An 18,470-nucleotide genomic window follows, 5' to 3' on the forward strand; every position below is an offset into this window, starting at 1 on the left:
CCTTTGTCATATAGTTAATATTTTTAATCCTATTTTATTGTTTTCACCATATTATGCATAATAATATTTACTTTTCTATTTTGAATATATTCCAAAGAATTATTGTAAGATAATTTTTTAACGTTAAAATTATTGTAAAAAAAATAGCTGGTGTTATTAACACCAGCCATTGTGTATAAATCTATTATACGGTATGTTACACAATTGTCAATAACTATTATGAGAATAATTGTAATTTCAAAAATATTTTCAGTTTTTTCTTAATATTCAATATTTTTTTCGCTTTGTATAATCATCAACTGCTTCTTCCTTAGTACCATACTTGTTTACCATACTGTTCAGATAATTTTTTCCTTATGATTCATTACAATAGGAAGCTGTACTTACAACGCTACGGGTTAAAATAATGTAAATAATCCAATATTTTCATTGACTTTTATTTATGCAGTACGTACAATTATCAATAAATAGACAAATTTATTGATATATTGAGTAATTTTGCATAATAAAAAATTTATTGAATGTAATGTTATGCACTTTATTATAGAAGGTGGTACGTATGAATTATAAAGTAGGAAAAAGTTCAAAAGGTGATTTAAATGAAGCAGTATCAGAAGCTACGCTTGGGCTTAAAGCACCTAAATTAATTTTATTTTTTTCCAATGTTGAACCTTTTGAAGAATATTCTAAGAAAATTAAAGAAAAATTTCAAAGCAGTATTATTATTGGCTCCACCACATTTGCAGGCTTTTGTATGGATGGTGCTTATAAAAATTCACTGATGGTTATGGGCATTGAGGATGGAATTGAATGTTATGCCGATATATTAGAAGAGGTAGATAAATATCCTCTTAAATACATAGACAGAGTGACTAAATGTGTTAATAATTTTCGTGATAAATCTAATACCATATGCTTTGAAATTTCTACTGCTTTAATAAGCTGTGAAGAACTAGTTTTATCTACATTAAATTCAGTCCTTGATGAACATAAGATTCCCCTATTTGGTGGATCTGCTGGTGACAAAGGTAAGGCTGAAAAAACAATGGTTTCTTTTAACGGCATAGTATACCAAAATACATGTGCTTTTGTAATCATCAAAAATTTAAGCGGTAAAATCAGATTATACAGAGAAAATATTTATAAAAAAACTGCTTATTATTTTACTGCCACTAAAGTAGATACAAGAAATCGTATAGTATATGAATATGATAATAAACCAGCAGCACTTGTTATGGCACAAGCATTAAACACCACTGTTGAAAATCTTCCTAAATATTTAGATAGTTATCCTTTAGGTAGAATTATTGGAAGTGACCTGTATATTACAGCGAACCAAATGGTTACTAAAAATAATGGAATGTCGTATCACGCGAAAGTATATAATAATTCAAAAATGGTTCTCTTAGAGCCTGATGATTATAAAAATGTAATTAATGAAACAATTGCTACTGTGAAAAAAGAAGTTCCAAATCCATCATTAGCTATTATGGTTAACTGTCTGGCAAGATCAATGCTTTTCGAAGCAGATGGGTATTTAAATGAGTTTGCTAAAAATATGGGCAATGCTTTAGGTAACTATATAGGTTTTGCAGGTTATGGAGAACAGCTTAGAGATCAACACTTTAATCAAACAATGGTTCTTGCTGTATTTGAATAGAATGAGGTAATGCGATATGAAGTGGTTTAAATTTAAAAAAAATAAAAATCAAAACGAAGAAGAAAATATTCAAAATGAACAGAATAACAAATTAAACACAGAAAAAATGTCTAATTACGATAAGTATGTTAACTATGGTATTTTACATATGGAAAAAAAATTTGGCGAATTCATGGATGAAGAAGTTAGAGTGACTCAATCCATTAAGGAAATCGACAATACATATTCAAAAATCAATGCCATACAAAATGTAATTAACAATATAGACTCTAATTTTAATGATTTTAGCCAATATGCTAATAAAATTAATGATGTTATGAATCGCTCTGACAGTGCAGTAAAGCAAGCAGATAATAAAATGGGTACGTTGGCAGATAAAATTAATGGAACATGTACTCAGCTAGATTCAATTACAGAGGCTTTTCATGAATTAGAAAATAACTCTAGAAACATTCAAAATATGTCAAATAGTATAACAGGAATAGCTAGCAATACAAATCTCCTAGCTTTAAATGCATCTATTGAAGCAGCAAGAGCTGGTGAAGCAGGTAGAGGTTTTTCTGTTGTAGCAGATGAAATTAGAAAATTATCCTTATCAACAACAGAATTAGTTAGTGGAATTGATAAAAGTGTTAAAGAATTATATGAAAGCATAGACTCTCTTAGAGAGGAAATCAGAAATTCTAAAACAACAATTACTGATAACTATGAATATGCTCAAAATGTTCAAAAAGATTTCAAACAAGTAACTGATTGCACTATTGAAGCCAAAGAGTTTAGCCAGCATATAATTAAAGGAATTGAACGTACAAGCTCTGAAATTAGTGGTGCAGTAACTGGTGTTGACTCTGTCACTGAGATTGTGAATTCTTTGGGTAATAAATTAGATACATTAAATTTAAGAATGAGCACAAGGTCAACTATTATCTGCGATATTATAAACTTTATGCAGCAGATTGAAAATTTACTAGCTGACTCTATTAATGATAATGGAAAGTAATTAAATATGCTTTAACTTAAAATATAATTTATATCATCAACAATTCTATTATCCCATATGTTATATTTCAGCATAACATAAATATATTAATCCTAAGAAATAGTGATTTCTTATATTATATATAAAAGCTGAGATTTTCCTAATGGTACAAATCTCAGCTTTTATAAAAATGATTTAACAATATCAAGCTTCATACTATTTGTATCTTCAAAGCACTTTAATATGTCTCCCCCTTATGTTTCCTATAAATTATCAATTAAAGCCTTTCTAGCTTCTTTTAGTTCATAGCTATTTAAGTTTAGAATATCTATTGTATAATTAGCTCTTAAATATTCATTACTATTTTTATCATTACTTTTAGGTATTATCTCACCACTTGCAATACTATAATAAAAATAATCATTAGGATTATCTATAACTGGATTTATAAATTTATCATCATAATTATTCTTTTTATAAATTCCACAGCTATTCTTTTCATTACAAGAAACCAAAATATTATTATAATCCTGAAATTCTTTAGGGTAGAAATCTCTTGGTTTTATATGTTCTATGTGACCGTCATCATTTGTATATATTCTTTTTTCACAATAAGGACAATATTCTTCCTGCTCAACAAGTAATATATTTTCCTTAATTTTATTTCTAATATCGTCCTTATTATAATCTTTCCACGATTTATGAGTATGTTTTTTCTTATAATCTAATAAAAAGTCAGGTTCTTGTTCTTTATTAACCTTTAGCATTTTTTTTATTCCTAACTGATACATCCAATCTTATTCTCATAATATCTTTATCTAGATCTCCTAAATACGTTCTTAGATAATTAAATAAATTTTTAAATTCTTCTGTATCATATAAATTTCTATTTAATAAATCATATATTTTGTTTAATTTATCAGTGATATCGTCATTTCTTAAGCTATCTAATTTCATAGTTGTACTTAAGATATCCCCTATGCTTTTTCCATAAGTTTCACTTAATTCATCATTATCAACTAACTTAATTCCCTTTTCATCTTTTGCCATTACTCTTAACTCATTAGATGTTATATTCCCAATTACATGAGGTGAGTGAGTTGCTATAATCAACTGATTGTTATTTCCAATGCTCTTATATACATCTATTATCTTTCTTTGCCACTCAGGATGAAGTGATATTTCTGGTTCATCAATTAATATTATTGAATTATTTACTTCTAAAAACTTAAGCGACAATGCTCTTAAGAACAATTGCTTTTCACCTGATGACAAACCAGCAATATCAAATTCTTTGCCTAAGCTATTTCTAAATATAGGTTTTGTCTCACTTGTTTCAGATAACCCTACCAACTTAATATCTAAATTCATAATAGAAAATATACTATTTATATCATCACAAACTTTATCTATAACTTGACCTATAGTTTTATTTCTGTTTTTAAATATTTCTTTATTAATCCTTGTAGCTATAAATGATGGCACATTTTGAGTCATATTTTGATCTACTATATTTTGAAAATGTGGTGTAAAATTCAACGTATTGTCCACCTTATTAATCTTTTCAAAATTTATTTCTGTTGGCATATATACAACTTTAGGATCAGTAGACCTATCCCCTAATGCATAAGCAATCTCTGGACTTAACATCCCAACTTCATTCTTCTCTAACTTCACAGTTGCTGTATATAATGCAGGAGTCAGCTCCACTTTATTATCTCCCACTTCTTCATAATCACATTCATCTATTTCAAATGAATCATAAATGCACTTTAATAAAGTAGTCTTTCCCGAACCATTTTCACCGATAATAACAATTGTATCTAATATTTTTTCATTATTATCTTTAAAATCTATCTCTAAATCATTAAATATTTCATGATTATTAAATTTTATTTTTTCTAACTTCATCTTATATCACCTCTCTTATCTTCAAGTTGTTTTTCATATGATGTTACTATCTAACATTTCCCCTTAGGTCTCCCACTTATTTGGAATTATTTAACTTCATTTAATTCCTCAAATTTTATTTTTTATATTCATCATACTCAACATTCTAAAAAAACACTAAATATTTTCTTTAATGCAAATTAGTTTATATTTTGCTTTGATACTAACAATATTATAGCTAAATAAAGACAGTGTTTCAATACTCGCCCAACTTTGAAGTTTTACTTCATTAGAGTAAAGCTACATAGATTAAACATAAGCCACTTCTTAAGTCATACAATATATCTCTCACAAATGTTTATAAACTTCCCAATCTATGATACAATCAAGTGTAAAATTCCACACGATATAACATAATATAAATAATTATAGAATTTAATCATATGAAAAACGAGGTAATAAAATGATAAAAATTGATAACTTGTCGTACTCATTTCCAAATAAGGATCTATATCATAATATTTCATTTACTTTAGAAAATGATCAGCATTGTGCTTTTATAGGTTCTAGTGGTAGTGGGAAAAGTACACTAATAGATATACTCATGGATCCTGAGAACTATATGTTTGATGGTACTCTAGAGATTGATCCAAATTGTAGGATTGGATATGTGAGTCAGTTCTGTGAGGTAGATAACACAAAAGAAACAACAGTTTTCGAATATCTATGTGAAGATTATATTAAACTGCAAAATGAGATAACTTCTATTTGTAGCTTAATGGAAACATCTTCTGATATTGATGCCCTACTAGAAAAATATCAAGAAGCTTTAGATGCTCTTGATGTAATTGGTGGAGATGATTTTGAAAGCACTCTTAGTAAGAAATTAAATCTTGCAAACCTAAGTAAACTTAAGGATTCAAAGATATCTGATTTAAGCGGTGGAGAGTTTAAGCTTATCCAAGTAATTAGGGAAATGCTTAATAGTCCAGACTTAATGATTATGGATGAACCTGATGTATTTTTAGACTTTGAAAATCTTAATTCTCTTAAAAACCTAATAAATTCTCATAAGGGAATGATGTTAGTTATTACTCACAATAGATATCTATTGAATAATTGTTTCAATAAAATTATTCACCTTGAAAATCATGAGCTCCAAGAGTTTGATGGAAGCTATATAGACTATAACTTTACATTACTTCAAACTAAAATCGAACTTCAAGAACTATCTGTTGCTGATGATGAAGAAATTGAGAGAAACGAACGCATAATCAAGAGACTGAGAGATAGAGCTGAAGTTACAGGGGAAACTGCTGCTGGAAGGTATCTAAAAGGTAAAATGAAATTCCTAGAAAGATTAGAAGCTCGTAGAATAAAAAGACCTTTTGTTGAAATCAAGCAGCCTTATATACGTTTAACTACTAACAACCAAGTTGAAGAAAAAGTTGCTCTAAAAGTTAATAATTATAGTGCTGGCTTTGATGAGATACTTTTAGAAAATGTTAATTTTGAGATTAAATCTAACGATAAAGTAGCTATTGTTGGTTTAAATGGTACAGGAAAAACTACTTTACTTAGAGATATCTTTAAGAATGACAACCCTGCTATTGAAATAGATTCTGAAATTGAAGTTGCATATTTATCACAGCTTCAAGGCGAAATATTAAATGAGTCTAATACAATACTTGAAGAATTCTTAGACGCAGGATTTAAAACTTATGATGATGTTGAAACTTACATTTCAAACTATGATTTTGAAGAAGAAAGAATCAACCAAAAAGTAAAAGATTTATCTGGTGGTGAAAAGAATATACTTCAATTAGCCAAAATTTCTGCAAGCAAAGCAAATATGCTGCTTTTAGATGAACCAACAAGCCATTTAGATATATATTCACAAATGGCCCTTGAAGAAGCTATAGAAAAATACAATGGTGCTATTTTAATGATATCTCATGATTACTATTCCATAATTAATTGCGTAGATTATGTTTTACTTATTGAAGATAAAACAATCAGAAAAATGAATATGAGAAAATTTAGAAAGATGATTTATGCGAAATACTTTGATAAAGACTATTTAGAAATTGAACAAAAGAAAAGAGATTTAGAAATTAAAATAGCCATCTCCCTAAGAAATACTGATTTTGAACGTGCAAAAGCCTTATCTGAAGAGTTAGAATCATTGCTTAAATTGCTTTAAGCACGATAAAAAATGGTATCTGACTAACATATATTCTTCTTTAAAGGGGCAGATTAACTACATATAATTAAATTAATTTTAAATATCATAAAAGAGGTGTACTATGATAGCGGAAAAAAAGCTCGCAGAAAAGCGATTAACAGAAGCTTATAAGAATGCTAAAATTGAATATTTTGATAACAACTCTAAATACATATTTTTCAGTGATTGCCATAGAGGTGATGGTACACCCTCTGATGAATTTGCAAAAAATCAAAATATTTTTTTATTTGCATTAGAATTCTATCTTAATAATGGGTATACTTATGTTGAAGTTGGCGATGGAGATGAACTTTGGGAACACTCTAACTTTAAACATATAAGACTTGCACATGATGAAGTATATGCTCTATTAAAAAAGTTCTTTGATTCTGATAGATTGATTATGTTATATGGTAATCACAATGTACACTTAAAATATAGCAATTATGTAGAAAAGAATTATTATAAATTCTATGATGAATATAACGAAGAAGAAATAGAGTTATTTCCTGGAATCACACCATATGAGGCAGTGGTATTTAAACATAAAAACACAGGTCAGGAAATACTAACTGTTCATGGTCATCAAGGAGACAGGATGAACGACAATTTGTGGCGTTTTAATATGCTTACAGTAAGATATTTTTGGAAATTCCTTCACTCAATAGGATTCATAAATCCTGCAAGCCCTGTAAAGAGTTCTGAAAGGATTCATAAAATCGAGCGTATTTATAGTCATTGGATTAAAATGAATAAAATCATGATCATCTGCGGACATACTCATAGGCCCCACTTTCCAAAAGTCAAGGAATTACCTTACTTCAATGATGGATCATGTGTTAGGGCAAGTGGAATCCAAGGAATTGAAATAGTAGATGGAAAAATTATGCTTATTGAATGGAGAATCAGAACTGATTCAGAGGGTATTCTTCATATAAAAAGAAAAATATTAAGAGGTCCAGAGCAAATTGAAAAATTTGACCTAAGAAATAATAAAACTAGTATGAAATAAGCTATAATATCAGCAAATTCTTCTAAGAAATATTATTTATTAAAGCTGAGACTTTCTAAATATATATATTGCGATTCACAATGCACATTTCACAATTGCGGCTAAAATTCTTGCAATATTTTTAAAATTATGATTAAGAATTTTTTTGCAATATATAAGAAAATCTCAGCTTATAAAATTACTAATTTACTACTTACTGTTTAATCTTAGGAATTCCCTACAATTTTATTATAATCTACACCAGCTTTAATTAAAAGTTGTTTCACTGACTCACTTTTTACATTAAACAAAGTATTTTTACATCCATTAAATGCTCCTTGTTCTATTTTAGTTATACTGTCAGGAAGAACTATGTTTGTTAAGTTAATGCAGTTTTGAAATGCACTATGCTCTATTGTTATAACAGTATTAGGAATTTTTATACTGCTTAAGTTTGTACATCCATAAAAAGTACCAATTCCTATATCTATAACTCCATCAGGAATAGTTATACTGCTTAAATTCTTACATCCATCAAAGGCACTACTTCCTATGCTTGTTACAGTGCTAGGTATTTCTATGCTTTTTAAATTTACTCCTCCAGAAAATGCATTCCATCCTATATCTGTCACACCATCTGGAATTGCGTATTTTTCGTCAACTTTCCCAACAGGATAATTTAACAATTTAGTTCCATTTTTGCTATACAATACTCCATCAACGCTCTTAAAAGTTATATTGTTGCTATCTACAGATATATTTTTTAAGTTTGTGCATCCTGATAATGCATATCCATCTATACTTTGTACACTAGCAGGAATGTTTATGCTTGTTAAACCCGTACACCCAAAAAACGCTGATCTTCTTAAGGCTGTTATACCATTTGGAATAGTTATATTTGTTATATTCTTATTTAGATAAAATGCTTTATTTCCTATACTTTTTATTGCAACATTATCAATTTTATCTGGAATTACAACATTGCTGTCATTACCTAAATAAGCCATTATTACACCAGTTTGTTTATAAAAAGCCCATGCTCCTTCTATTGTGACATTTTGAAATTGACCACTACTATTAATGACATTATCCCCAAACTCATTTGGCGTACTACCTAACATATAGCCTTTTGTATCAAAATAATATAAACTTCCATCAATTACTCTCCAGCCTGTAGCCCATGAATTTCCTTCTGAATACCACCAGCCTTTTTTATCTTGCTTCCATTCTGCATTTGCACCTATTGGATTTAACATTAATACAGAAGCTACTACCAAAGCACTAGCAATTACTTTTGTTAATTTCAATTTTTTCATATTATCCCCCTATTTTTCCTAAAATTATAAAATACCATTTTATTGTATTTTAACATAATTATAAATAATATTCCATAATGTTGTTTGTTGTTAAAAAGGTTTATTTAAAAGAAGGTTTAAATTTTATAAGTTTATTTGAAAATACAATCCATATACTATAAAATATTTTTTGAGGTGTTATGATGAAAAAAACTATTAATGTTGTAGCTGCAATTATAAAAAATGAGAACGAAAAAATATTATGTGCTTTACGCTCTCCTATTATGAAATCACCAAATCTTTGGGAGTTTCCAGGTGGTAAAATAGAAGCTAACGAAACTCCAAAAGAAGCTATTGAAAGAGAAATTTTTGAAGAATTAAATTGTAAAGTGCGATATATTAATATACATAATGAAAATAGACATGAATATGATGATTTTATTGTAAATTTGATAACTACTAACTGCGAATTAGTAAATAGCTATCCTAAAGCTAATGAACATGCAGCTTTATTATGGCTGAAGCCAGAAAGTCTGCTTTCTTTGAAATGGGCTCCTGCAGATATTCCTGCTGTACTTGGAATAATAAAAAATCATGCTATTATTTAGCATGATTTTTTACACTATTAGATATATTAAATTGAAACTAATTGATTTGTTCATTAATTTGAAAATTTTCTATTCAGATAAAACCCTGTATTAAAATTTTCACTTTATAGATAACTATTAAGATTTATTTGTTCTTTGAACTCATCTAATCCTACTCTATCTATGTAATCTCCTAATCTTTCTCTGTTAGTTGCATTTTCTCTATATACTTCAATAACTTTTTCTATTAAATCATATACTTTTTCTTCTGATACAGAAAGTGCTATTCTATCTGCTATTCTTGGTCTTGCTCCACCTTTTCCGCCAACATAGAACATCCATCCTTTTCCGCTTCCTATTAATCCTATATCTTTAAATGCACTATCTGCACAGCTATGAGGGCAACCACTTACTCCCATTTTTAATTTATTAGGTAATTCTTTTCCATGATATAAGCTGTCCAATTTTGAACCAACTGCCACTGAATTTTGAAGACCTCTTTTACAAAAAGTAGTTCCTGGGCATACTTTTATACTTCTTACACATAGACCTACTGCTGCACCTGGATCCATCCCTAGATCATCCCAAGCATTATCTAAATCTTCTTCTTTTAATCCAACTAATGCAATTCTTTGAGCTCCTGTAACTTTAATAGCCGCTGCATTATATTTTTCAGCTACATCTGCAATATTTCTTAAAATCTCTGGAGTTACAAGTCCAGCAGTTAAATGTGGAGCAATTGCATATGTTTCCTTATCCCTTTGTAATATTGCCCCTTTTTCTAATAAATCAGTTTTCATCGCGTATCTCTCCTAATTCTAATTCTCAAAATAAAGTATTAATGTTATATAATAATTTCTATTAGTTATTGTATCATATTTATAATCCAACCTCTAGCGAAAACATGATATTCGAAATATTCTAAATATTTAAAAGCTTTTAATATATAATATATCTTTTGATGAACTCTATTTATTGTAGCTTTTATCTTATTGGTTCTTACTATGCTTTTGCACTTTTATATCGACTATAATATAATTTTGTTTAGAATAATTAAAGCTGAGGCCTTCTAAATATTAGAAAATCTTAGCTTATCTCTTAAATTAATTCTTGAATCTTATTTTAGATATCTCATCTACATTTAAGCCTGTTAATTTGCTTATATCTTCATCATTCATACCCAATTTTATTGCATTTTTAGCAATCTCGATTCTATCTTGCTTTCTAGTTTCTTTTTCAACTTTTTCTTTCATTTCTTTAATCATAAAAGCATTATTTGCTACCATATTTTCCACTCCTTCTTTATCAGCTTCTAGTATTTTAACAACACTTTCTCTTACGGTTTCATCAACAGTATTCCTAAGCCAGTGTTTCAATATTTCTTTTTCTCTACTTGTTAATTTATTAAATTTTAGCGCTACAGCCTTTAACCTCTCAAAAAATTCTAATGGTTCTACCTTTTGATCTAATAAAAATATAGCTGATGTAATATTATTGTTTTTTATTAATTCTTCTTTTGTATATTGATGATTTACATCAATAAGTGAATATTTAAAGTTTACTATATTCTCACCAAACAACTCATTTTTATTTACTATATCTTTAAAATAAAGAGGTACATTCCACTTTCTTATAGCATTATATAATACAATTGGAATTACTGCTGGAACTCTAAATCCTTTTCTATTTTTCTTATCTTCCTCTGTTAAATTTTTAGTATATTCTCTAAGTATTTCATTAATATAAAAGAATAATCTTAAGGGCATTCTATAATCCACAGTTGATTGAAATTCTAAAAGTGTATAGAATATGATTTCTTCTCCACCAACATTTGCCCTATATACAATATCCGCTTCATTTTCTTCATAGTCTGCTAATATATACTGCTTATCTACTAAAATTAAATTTTCTTCATTTAATTCTTTTGCCCAAGATGCATTAAGCATTTCTTTAATTAAATTAACAAACACTAATTTATTTGAATAAAGATCTTTATATGATTTATCATGTACATTATTTGTAGCCCTCTTATAATCCATTCACTTACCTCAATTATAGCATAAATTTAGATTTAAGCGCTCATTTATCTATACTATAATTATTTCCAACCGCTAACAAATTATACGTACATATGTTCTACTAAAAAAATAAAATAAGAAGTATATAAATGTAATAACTAACTGAGATGCTATACCCTACTACATTACATACAGCTATATTTCTTTCTTTTGTAGCTTCAATATCACTCATGATTCTCCTAATCTTTCAAGTAATTAATAAATTCTATTTATTTAAGCCAAAATATCGATTGACAAATTTAATTTTATTCAATATAATTTAGTCATACTGAACATTGTATAAAGATTAATTATTTTGGAGGAATAGATTATGAGAATTTTAGCATTGGAATTTTATAAAAATGGAAGAATGAAAGAATCTTTTGCATTTGGAGGATCACTTGAAAAAGAAAAAATTAATATAAATAAAGATTACCCTGCAAGCCTGCAAAATTATTTAATAGATACTGGGAAAGAGGTTATTCTAGTAGATACAGGTTTACCAGTTGAGACTCCTGATTTTGAGGATAAACCTGATCAAGCCTTATATATGGGTGAAAAAATTGCTAATTTTAAAGAAGCACTAAAAAATGTAGGTTATGCCCCAGAAGATGTTAGTAAAGTAGTTTTGACTCATAAACATCCAGATCATGCTGGTGAACTTAGAATGTTTGATCATGCAAAGATTTATATATCAAAAATAGAGCTTGAGGCTATGAATATTGCAGCCGACAATTTAGTTGAAGTTAATTTTACTGATGGACAGTATAAAAACTTTGATAAAAGCCAAATTATAAGTGAAAATATTTATATGCTGCCAGCTTATGGACATACTACTGGAAATTCATTAATTGTTGTTTATGATAACGGTATTCACTACATGATTCATGGTGATGTTACTTACACAGACGAAGCTTTAAGGCAAAACCAATTATCTGTTGTCTTTGAAGATAAAGTACAAGCAATTGAAACATTAAATAAAGTCAGAACTTTTATAAAAGAAAATGATACAGTTTATTTATCAACTCATACTCCAGAAGGTGTAACTTCCCTTAAAAATAAGACTATAATGAAATTGTAATAAATCGTAAAATTGAAAGGATTGAATAAAATGAATAATACAATAGAAAATATAAAAAATCATAGATCAATTAGACAATATTTAGATAAGGATATTTCAGATGAAACATAGATGAAATAATAAAAGCATCTCAAGCTATGCCTAATTCAATAAATGGTCAGCAAACAACTGTCATAGCTATAAGAGATAAGGCAAAAAAAGAAAAACTTGCAGAACTTGTTGGAAATCAAGAATATGTAGCTAAAGCTCCTGTTTTCTTAGTTTTCGTAATGGATTTTTATAGAACTTATTTAGCTGGCGAAAAAACTGGTTATAAGCAAATAATACATGAAGACATTGAAAGTGCTCTAGTTGGTGCTGTAGATAGTGGAATTACTTTAGGTGCAGCAATAATTGCAGCTGAATCTCTTGGACTTGGAACTGTTCCAATTGGTGGAATAAGAAAAAATCCAGAAGAAGTTATAGAACTTTTAGATTTGCCTAAATATACATTCCCACTTGTAGGCCTTGCAATTGGATATCCTTCAGATGAATCACACCAAAAGCCAAGAATTCCATTTGAAAGCTTTAGACACAATGATACTTATAACAAAGAAGCTATAGAAAATTCTATTGATAGCTACGATGAAGAAATGGAAGCTTACTTAAAAGACATCGGCAGATATGACAAAGAAAAAAATTGGAGTACTTTAACTTCAAGTGTTTATCAAAATATATATTATCCAAAAGTTAAGGATGCAATGAAGAAACAAGGATTTACCCCTGCAAAATAAATTTTCCTAATAAATAAAGAGTACCAATCATATTCCCCTTATGATTGGTACTTTCTTTGAATTTTCAAAGTTGTTGTAGCTTAATGCTTAATAAGTCTTCCCCATATTTTCATAAGTATTAACTCATTCATCATATTTAGCCCCATTATTACCATCAATTAAATTTAAACTTTTAGAAGATAATTTAATTATACGACTCACTTTATATTAACACTAAAAAATAATTTACTATAATAATTTTTATTAAGTCTACTTTTTACATTATTCAAACTAATACCCCATATCATCCATTTATTCAAATCTTAATTCTTAATATTTCTTCCTTATTTAGTTTTGAGTATTTTTTTAAAAATTTTTTAAAAGAAGGAATATTCAAAATATTTAGAATATGATATAATAAGATAAAAATATATAGAGGTGGTATGCTTTATGGAGAAATATGGAGATCATGAAATAATCGTAATACAGAATAATGAAAATCAATACCCATATAAGGCAATTGCAAAAATAGGTGATAATGAGATAAAGCATAAAGGACAGAGTAAGTCTGAAGCAATTGATTTAGTTAAGCAAAGCATTAATAAGTTAAAATCTAAAAATATAATTTAACTGTAGTATAAGTAAATTCAAACGAATGAAAACTATTACACTTAAAATATTAGGTATGGAAACTACATATAACCCCCGACAGATGTCGGGGGTTTTTATCTTAGAAATAGAAAAATAGACTTCTTTATTACCTCTTCATAAGAACTACTCGCTCTCACAACATTAAAACGTCATCAGGTAAAATATTATTTTCAAATTCATAAGAATACCTTGTTTATTCTTATATATCAACTTTACTTACGGTACGAAGCCTGCCTTTGATAGGTGTTTTTTGTAACTGCTGGAACACCCACTCTCCTTTATTATTTAATATTTCTACAAAGGTAGATATATCAAATATATTGATTATTCCTATATCGTCTTTTGTCATGCCTTCAATATTACAAAGCGTGCCTACAATATCTACCGCCCTCATCTTTGTTTTCTTACCTGCATTAATATGTAATTTCATAATCTCTTTACTTAGCTTCGCACCTTTTGTTTCTTTAATTTCAGGTCTTGTGTTCATTTTCAAAGCAAATTCTTCTTTAAGATTATTTACAGTTTCCACTTTAGGTCTTTCCTTCAAAGGAATTTCTTTACCAATATATTCATGTATATCATTTAAAAACTTACTTTCATTTTGTGTTACAAAAGTAATTGCTCTACCCATCTTGCCTGCACGTCCAGTTCTTCCTATCCTATGTACATAACTTTCCTTGTCTTCTGGTATATCATAATTAATTACATGGGTGATATTATCTATATCTATCCCTCTAGCTGCAACATCTGTGGCTATTAAATATCTAAAATAACCCAGCTTAAAATTATTCATTACTCTTAATCTATCACTTTGTTCCATTCCACCATGTATTTTTCTGCAATCATACTGGAGCTTTGCCAATTCTTTATAAACTTCATCTACCTTTTGTTTTGTATTGCAGAATATCATACAACTATCTGGATTTTCTAATATAGTTATATCTCTTAAGAGATCTATTTTATTCAATTCATTTACGTTATATCTTTCTTGACATATATTATCTGCAGCTTTGTTTTGCTCCTCTATTTCAATATGTATAGGATCTTTCATATATTTATTACATAAAGTCTCTATGTCTTTTGGCATTGTGGCTGACAATAACATGGTCACACGTTCTTTTGATAAGCTTTTTATTATTGTTTCTATTTGCTCTACAAATCCCATATTAAGCATTTCATCAGCTTCATCTATTATAAGATACTTTATCTTTGATAGATCAAATGTACCTTTTTCTATATGATCTATAATACGACCAGGTGTCCCAACTACTATATGTGTCTTTTGCTTAAGTTCCTTTTCTTGATCATAGAAAGGTGACTTCCCATAAATTGCAGCTGCTTTAATTCTTTTAAATCTACCTATATTAAAAAAATCCTCTTTGACTTGGATAGCAAGTTCTCTTGTTGGTGTAATCACTAATGCTTGAGGTTTATTTTCTTCCCAATCCACTAATTGGCAAATAGGAATAGCATATGATGCAGTCTTACCACTTCCAGTTTTAGACTTTACTACTATATCCTTTTCTTCTAACGCAATCGGTATAACCTGTTCCTGAACTTTTGTTAACTCCTTGAAGTTTAACATGCTAATTGCTTTTAATAACTCACTGCTTAACTTATAATCATTAAAATTTGCTTTTATCATTTGATCATCTCTTTTCTATATTTCTTACCATTATTGTTACAAACATACATTTTTATCCCATATTTTCTCTTTATCATTACAATTTATATAACAATATGCATACTAACCTTTTTATTATATCATACCCATGTATTTCATTTGCAACCAATGAAGAACTTCCTTTTCCTTACTCTTATTTTAGCTACTTCTTCAATACTTAATCCTTCCAATTGTCGAATTTGATATTTTTATAATTCCCCGTTTAATATTCGATATATTGCTTTAGCTACTCCAAAATTCACATTTATATCTGTAATATATTTAGCTACTTCTTTTATTTCATCAACTGCATTACCCATTGCAAATGAATTTTGAAATTCTGTAAACATAGAATAATCATTTAAGCCATCTCCAAGCACTACTACCTCATCTTTTTTTATATTCAATTTTTGTGCTACTTTTGCAAGAATTTTTCCCTTCTCAGCATCCATATGATTTACTTCAATGTTAGTTCCAAAACTTGCTGATACAGCTAGTCCTTCTAATGCTTCCATCTTTTTACGAAGCTTATTTATAATTTCTTCTGATTGCGCAAAAGATACAAACTTTGCTATATTATTGTGTCTATTTAAAAACTCATTCATATCAGTAATATATTGCATATTTTTAAAATGCGGATTATTATTAGCATATTTTAATATCTCTTCTTCATCTTTTAATTCTGGATGGAATGTAAGAGATCTTTTTACCATTCCAGCTAAAGTTTCTTCTTTTGTATTTGTTGTATAAAATCCATCATCTGTGTATATTTCTATAGCCAGATCTGTACATTTCATTACCTCTAAAATTTCTATTGCTCGTTTTTTTTCGATATAAGTATGTTCAACTATATCTCCATTAATATCTCTATATTCTGCTCCATTTAATACAACACAATCACATTGTAAGTCATATTTATGTATAAATGGCTCCACATCACAATACGCTCTTCCTGTAGCAATTGCAAACTTAATTCCATTTTTTTGTGCAGCCTTAATTGCTTCTATATTTTCTTTTGCTATATCGTGATTTTTCCCAATCAATGTTCCATCCATATCTGCTGCTATTAACTTAATCATTTATCTTCTTCTTCCTTTTCTATAATTTTTATCTCATGGCTTTTAGTTTTTCTCTTGTTTTGCTTCAACTCTAAAATTTTTATCTGAGTAAAAAACTATAAGTACAAAAATTGCACATGTAATCCAAATAATTGGTTCTGATATACATACTCCTAAATAACCCATTGATGGAGCTAAAAATCCTACAACTGCAAATTTCCCAAAAAGTTCAATTGAACTAGAAACTAGTGGCGTAAATTTCTTTCCGATTCCCTGAAGCGTACTTCTATATATAAGAAGTGTGGCTAATACATAATAAAAAGGAGTATTAATTCTTAAATATTTTACTGCTGTATCTATAATTAAAGTATCATTTGATCCAGTTAAAAATTTTATTATATATGTTCCAAAGGCAAAGGCAGTTATAACAACTATTGTTGACCATATTGCACCCATGATAACTGTTTTTTTAAGTCCAATATTTATCCGTTCATATTTCTTTGCCCCATAATTTTGACTTACAAACGTGGCTGATGCTGTTGCCAATGTTCCAAGTGGCATCATGTAAATTTCACTAACTTTTCTTGCCGCCATATGTGCAGTTATTATTTCCTTACCAAAGCTGTTTATTGCACCTTGAAGTGCAACTGAACCAATTGAAACAAGTGATAGCATAAATCCCATAGACAATCCTGAAGTAATTAATTCCATTACCATAGTACCATCATATTTAAAATCTCCTTTGGATAATTTTAGCTCCGGACATTTTTTTATAATATGATTAAATCCTAAGATTACAGCTACAATCTGTGATATGACAGTTGCATAAGCAGAACCTCTAACACCCCATTTAAATACTAAAATAAATGTAAAAACCAACACTACATTTAGAATTGAAGCATAAATTAAATATATAAGTGGACTACGGCTATCGCCCAATGCTCTTAGAACCCCTGCTATCATATTGTACATTATAGTAACAATCATAAACATTAAAATAATTACAATGTATCCATATGCATCGTTTATTATTTCTTCTGGAGTATTTAAAAATTTAAGAAGATACATTATTGTACCTACTCCAACAGCCGTAAATACTATTGATATTATAAGGTCAAGAATTACTGTCATCGCCACAGCCTGTCTCATGTTATGCATCTCTTTTGCTCCAAAATATCTTGCAATCACAATAGCAAATCCATTATTTATACCAACCGCCATGCCAACAATAAGTCCAAACAGTGGGGTTGTAGCCCCTATAGCTGCTAAGGCATTTTCTCCTAGTGTATGTCCAACAATCACTGTGTCCGCCAAATTGTACATTTGTTGAAACACACTCCCAAGAAATATAGGTAATGCAAAATAAAAAATTTGTTTACCAGGATTTCCTGTTGTTAAATCCGTGATTTTATTTTTTTCCATTGTAGTTTTTTCCTCTCCATCTTGCTTTCTATGTAATTTAAACATTCCATCAAAATCTTTTTTAATTTTACTATATCACAATATAATAAAAACTTATATTATCCGAGAATTTAGGAACAAAAAATACTTTTTAGGTATTTATTTTTTTTAGAAACATATT

The 18,470-nt window shown here is 28.5% G+C and carries 16 protein-coding genes; 8 read left to right on the top strand and 8 right to left on the bottom strand.

The annotated features are described in order from the left end of the window. Positions 1–559 precede the first annotated feature (559 nt). Together AXY43_RS01835 and AXY43_RS01840 are read left to right on the top strand one after the other, a co-directional pair. On the top strand, positions 560–1,660 hold the full coding sequence (locus AXY43_RS01835) for an FIST signal transduction protein (RefSeq protein WP_087701924.1): 1,101 nt from the start codon (positions 560–562) through the stop codon (positions 1,658–1,660). 16 nt (positions 1,661–1,676) lie between these two features. Further along, entirely contained in the window at positions 1,677–2,660 is a 984-nt protein-coding gene (locus AXY43_RS01840; protein ID WP_039768599.1) for a methyl-accepting chemotaxis protein, read from the top strand. Between the two features lie 242 nt (positions 2,661–2,902). On the opposite strand, the gene AXY43_RS01845 is transcribed toward AXY43_RS01840, so the two are convergent. Then, positions 2,903–3,430 carry a retron system putative HNH endonuclease gene (locus AXY43_RS01845; RefSeq protein WP_105410865.1) on the bottom strand — a complete coding sequence of 176 codons (528 nt, stop codon included), beginning with the start codon at positions 3,428–3,430 and terminating at the stop codon, positions 2,903–2,905. Further along, positions 3,393–4,550 carry an AAA family ATPase gene (locus AXY43_RS01850; RefSeq protein WP_105410866.1) on the bottom strand — a complete coding sequence of 386 codons (1,158 nt, stop codon included), beginning with the start codon at positions 4,548–4,550 and terminating at the stop codon, positions 3,393–3,395. The genes AXY43_RS01845 and AXY43_RS01850 overlap by 38 nt, the downstream gene beginning before the upstream one ends. A gap of 442 nt (positions 4,551–4,992) precedes the next feature. Between AXY43_RS01850 and AXY43_RS01855 the strand changes: the two genes are divergently transcribed. Then, positions 4,993–6,732, top strand: coding sequence for an ABC-F family ATP-binding cassette domain-containing protein (locus tag AXY43_RS01855; RefSeq protein ID WP_105410867.1), 1,740 nt, complete (start codon positions 4,993–4,995; stop codon positions 6,730–6,732). Between the two features lie 103 nt (positions 6,733–6,835). Then, positions 6,836–7,765, top strand: coding sequence for a metallophosphoesterase (locus AXY43_RS01860; RefSeq protein WP_039768605.1), 930 nt, complete (start codon positions 6,836–6,838; stop codon positions 7,763–7,765). Between the two features lie 206 nt (positions 7,766–7,971). Here AXY43_RS01860 and AXY43_RS01865 read toward each other — a convergent pair whose 3' ends face one another. After that, the gene (locus AXY43_RS01865) at positions 7,972–9,060 is read right to left on the bottom strand and encodes a leucine-rich repeat domain-containing protein (protein WP_039768607.1); all 1,089 of its coding nucleotides are present in this window, start codon (positions 9,058–9,060) and stop codon (positions 7,972–7,974) included. Between the two features lie 182 nt (positions 9,061–9,242). Here AXY43_RS01865 and AXY43_RS01870 point away from each other — a divergent pair, with 182 nt between their 5' ends. Further along, positions 9,243–9,647 (top strand): (deoxy)nucleoside triphosphate pyrophosphohydrolase, encoded by a 405-nt coding sequence (locus AXY43_RS01870; protein WP_087701919.1) that lies wholly within the window; start codon positions 9,243–9,245, stop codon positions 9,645–9,647. 104 nt (positions 9,648–9,751) lie between these two features. Here the strand turns inward: AXY43_RS01870 and AXY43_RS01875 are convergent, their stop codons facing one another. Together AXY43_RS01875 and AXY43_RS01880 are read right to left on the bottom strand one after the other, a co-directional pair. Then, positions 9,752–10,426: an NAD(P)/FAD-dependent oxidoreductase gene (locus AXY43_RS01875; protein ID WP_012058982.1), complete on the bottom strand. Its 675-nt coding sequence runs from the start codon at positions 10,424–10,426 to the stop codon at positions 9,752–9,754. Between the two features lie 303 nt (positions 10,427–10,729). Further along, the gene (locus AXY43_RS01880; RefSeq protein ID WP_238892898.1) at positions 10,730–11,665 is read right to left on the bottom strand and encodes an Rpn family recombination-promoting nuclease/putative transposase; all 936 of its coding nucleotides are present in this window, start codon (positions 11,663–11,665) and stop codon (positions 10,730–10,732) included. A 349-nt stretch (positions 11,666–12,014) separates the two neighbouring features. Between AXY43_RS01880 and AXY43_RS01885 the strand changes: the two genes are divergently transcribed. From AXY43_RS01885 to AXY43_RS01895, 3 genes are all read left to right on the top strand, one after another. Next, the gene (locus AXY43_RS01885) at positions 12,015–12,764 is read left to right on the top strand and encodes an MBL fold metallo-hydrolase (protein ID WP_077867958.1); all 750 of its coding nucleotides are present in this window, start codon (positions 12,015–12,017) and stop codon (positions 12,762–12,764) included. Between the two features lie 137 nt (positions 12,765–12,901). Next, a complete protein-coding gene (locus AXY43_RS01890; RefSeq protein WP_243099153.1) occupies positions 12,902–13,537 on the top strand; it encodes an NADPH-dependent oxidoreductase in 636 nt (211 codons plus the stop codon). Positions 13,538–13,966: 429 nt separating this feature from the next. Next, on the top strand, positions 13,967–14,146 hold the full coding sequence (locus AXY43_RS01895) for a hypothetical protein (RefSeq protein WP_017210666.1): 180 nt from the start codon (positions 13,967–13,969) through the stop codon (positions 14,144–14,146). A 220-nt stretch (positions 14,147–14,366) separates the two neighbouring features. Here the strand turns inward: AXY43_RS01895 and AXY43_RS01900 are convergent, their stop codons facing one another. From AXY43_RS01900 to AXY43_RS01910, 3 genes are all read right to left on the bottom strand, one after another. Next, positions 14,367–15,812 carry a DEAD/DEAH box helicase gene (locus tag AXY43_RS01900; RefSeq protein ID WP_105410868.1) on the bottom strand — a complete coding sequence of 482 codons (1,446 nt, stop codon included), beginning with the start codon at positions 15,810–15,812 and terminating at the stop codon, positions 14,367–14,369. Between the two features lie 227 nt (positions 15,813–16,039). Further along, complete coding sequence (locus tag AXY43_RS01905; protein WP_105410869.1) at positions 16,040–16,909, bottom strand: Cof-type HAD-IIB family hydrolase; 870 nt, start codon at positions 16,907–16,909, stop codon at positions 16,040–16,042. A gap of 42 nt (positions 16,910–16,951) precedes the next feature. Continuing rightward, entirely contained in the window at positions 16,952–18,355 is a 1,404-nt protein-coding gene (locus AXY43_RS01910; RefSeq protein WP_105410870.1) for an MATE family efflux transporter, read from the bottom strand. Between the last annotated feature and the right edge of the window lie 115 nt (positions 18,356–18,470).

Source organism: Clostridium sp. MF28 (genome assembly GCF_002969175.1).
GTDB lineage: Bacteria > Bacillota > Clostridia > Clostridiales > Clostridiaceae > Clostridium > Clostridium beijerinckii.

Coding starts and splice junctions, on each gene's coding strand:
- AXY43_RS01885 (WP_077867958.1), top strand. CDS start 12,015: ATGAGAATTTTAGCATTGGAATTTTATAAAAATGGAAGAATGAAAGAA.
- AXY43_RS01865 (WP_039768607.1), bottom strand. CDS start 9,060: ATGAAAAAATTGAAATTAACAAAAGTAATTGCTAGTGCTTTGGTAGTA.
- AXY43_RS01875 (WP_012058982.1), bottom strand. CDS start 10,426: ATGAAAACTGATTTATTAGAAAAAGGGGCAATATTACAAAGGGATAAG.
- AXY43_RS01835 (WP_087701924.1), top strand. CDS start 560: ATGAATTATAAAGTAGGAAAAAGTTCAAAAGGTGATTTAAATGAAGCA.
- AXY43_RS01855 (WP_105410867.1), top strand. CDS start 4,993: ATGATAAAAATTGATAACTTGTCGTACTCATTTCCAAATAAGGATCTA.
- AXY43_RS01900 (WP_105410868.1), bottom strand. CDS start 15,812: ATGATAAAAGCAAATTTTAATGATTATAAGTTAAGCAGTGAGTTATTA.
- AXY43_RS01845 (WP_105410865.1), bottom strand. CDS start 3,430: ATGTATCAGTTAGGAATAAAAAAAATGCTAAAGGTTAATAAAGAACAA.
- AXY43_RS01910 (WP_105410870.1), bottom strand. CDS start 18,355: ATGTTTAAATTACATAGAAAGCAAGATGGAGAGGAAAAAACTACAATG.
- AXY43_RS01870 (WP_087701919.1), top strand. CDS start 9,243: ATGAAAAAAACTATTAATGTTGTAGCTGCAATTATAAAAAATGAGAAC.
- AXY43_RS01895 (WP_017210666.1), top strand. CDS start 13,967: ATGGAGAAATATGGAGATCATGAAATAATCGTAATACAGAATAATGAA.
- AXY43_RS01840 (WP_039768599.1), top strand. CDS start 1,677: ATGAAGTGGTTTAAATTTAAAAAAAATAAAAATCAAAACGAAGAAGAA.
- AXY43_RS01860 (WP_039768605.1), top strand. CDS start 6,836: ATGATAGCGGAAAAAAAGCTCGCAGAAAAGCGATTAACAGAAGCTTAT.
- AXY43_RS01880 (WP_238892898.1), bottom strand. CDS start 11,665: ATGGATTATAAGAGGGCTACAAATAATGTACATGATAAATCATATAAA.
- AXY43_RS01850 (WP_105410866.1), bottom strand. CDS start 4,550: ATGAAGTTAGAAAAAATAAAATTTAATAATCATGAAATATTTAATGAT.
- AXY43_RS01890 (WP_243099153.1), top strand. CDS start 12,902: ATGCCTAATTCAATAAATGGTCAGCAAACAACTGTCATAGCTATAAGA.
- AXY43_RS01905 (WP_105410869.1), bottom strand. CDS start 16,909: ATGATTAAGTTAATAGCAGCAGATATGGATGGAACATTGATTGGGAAA.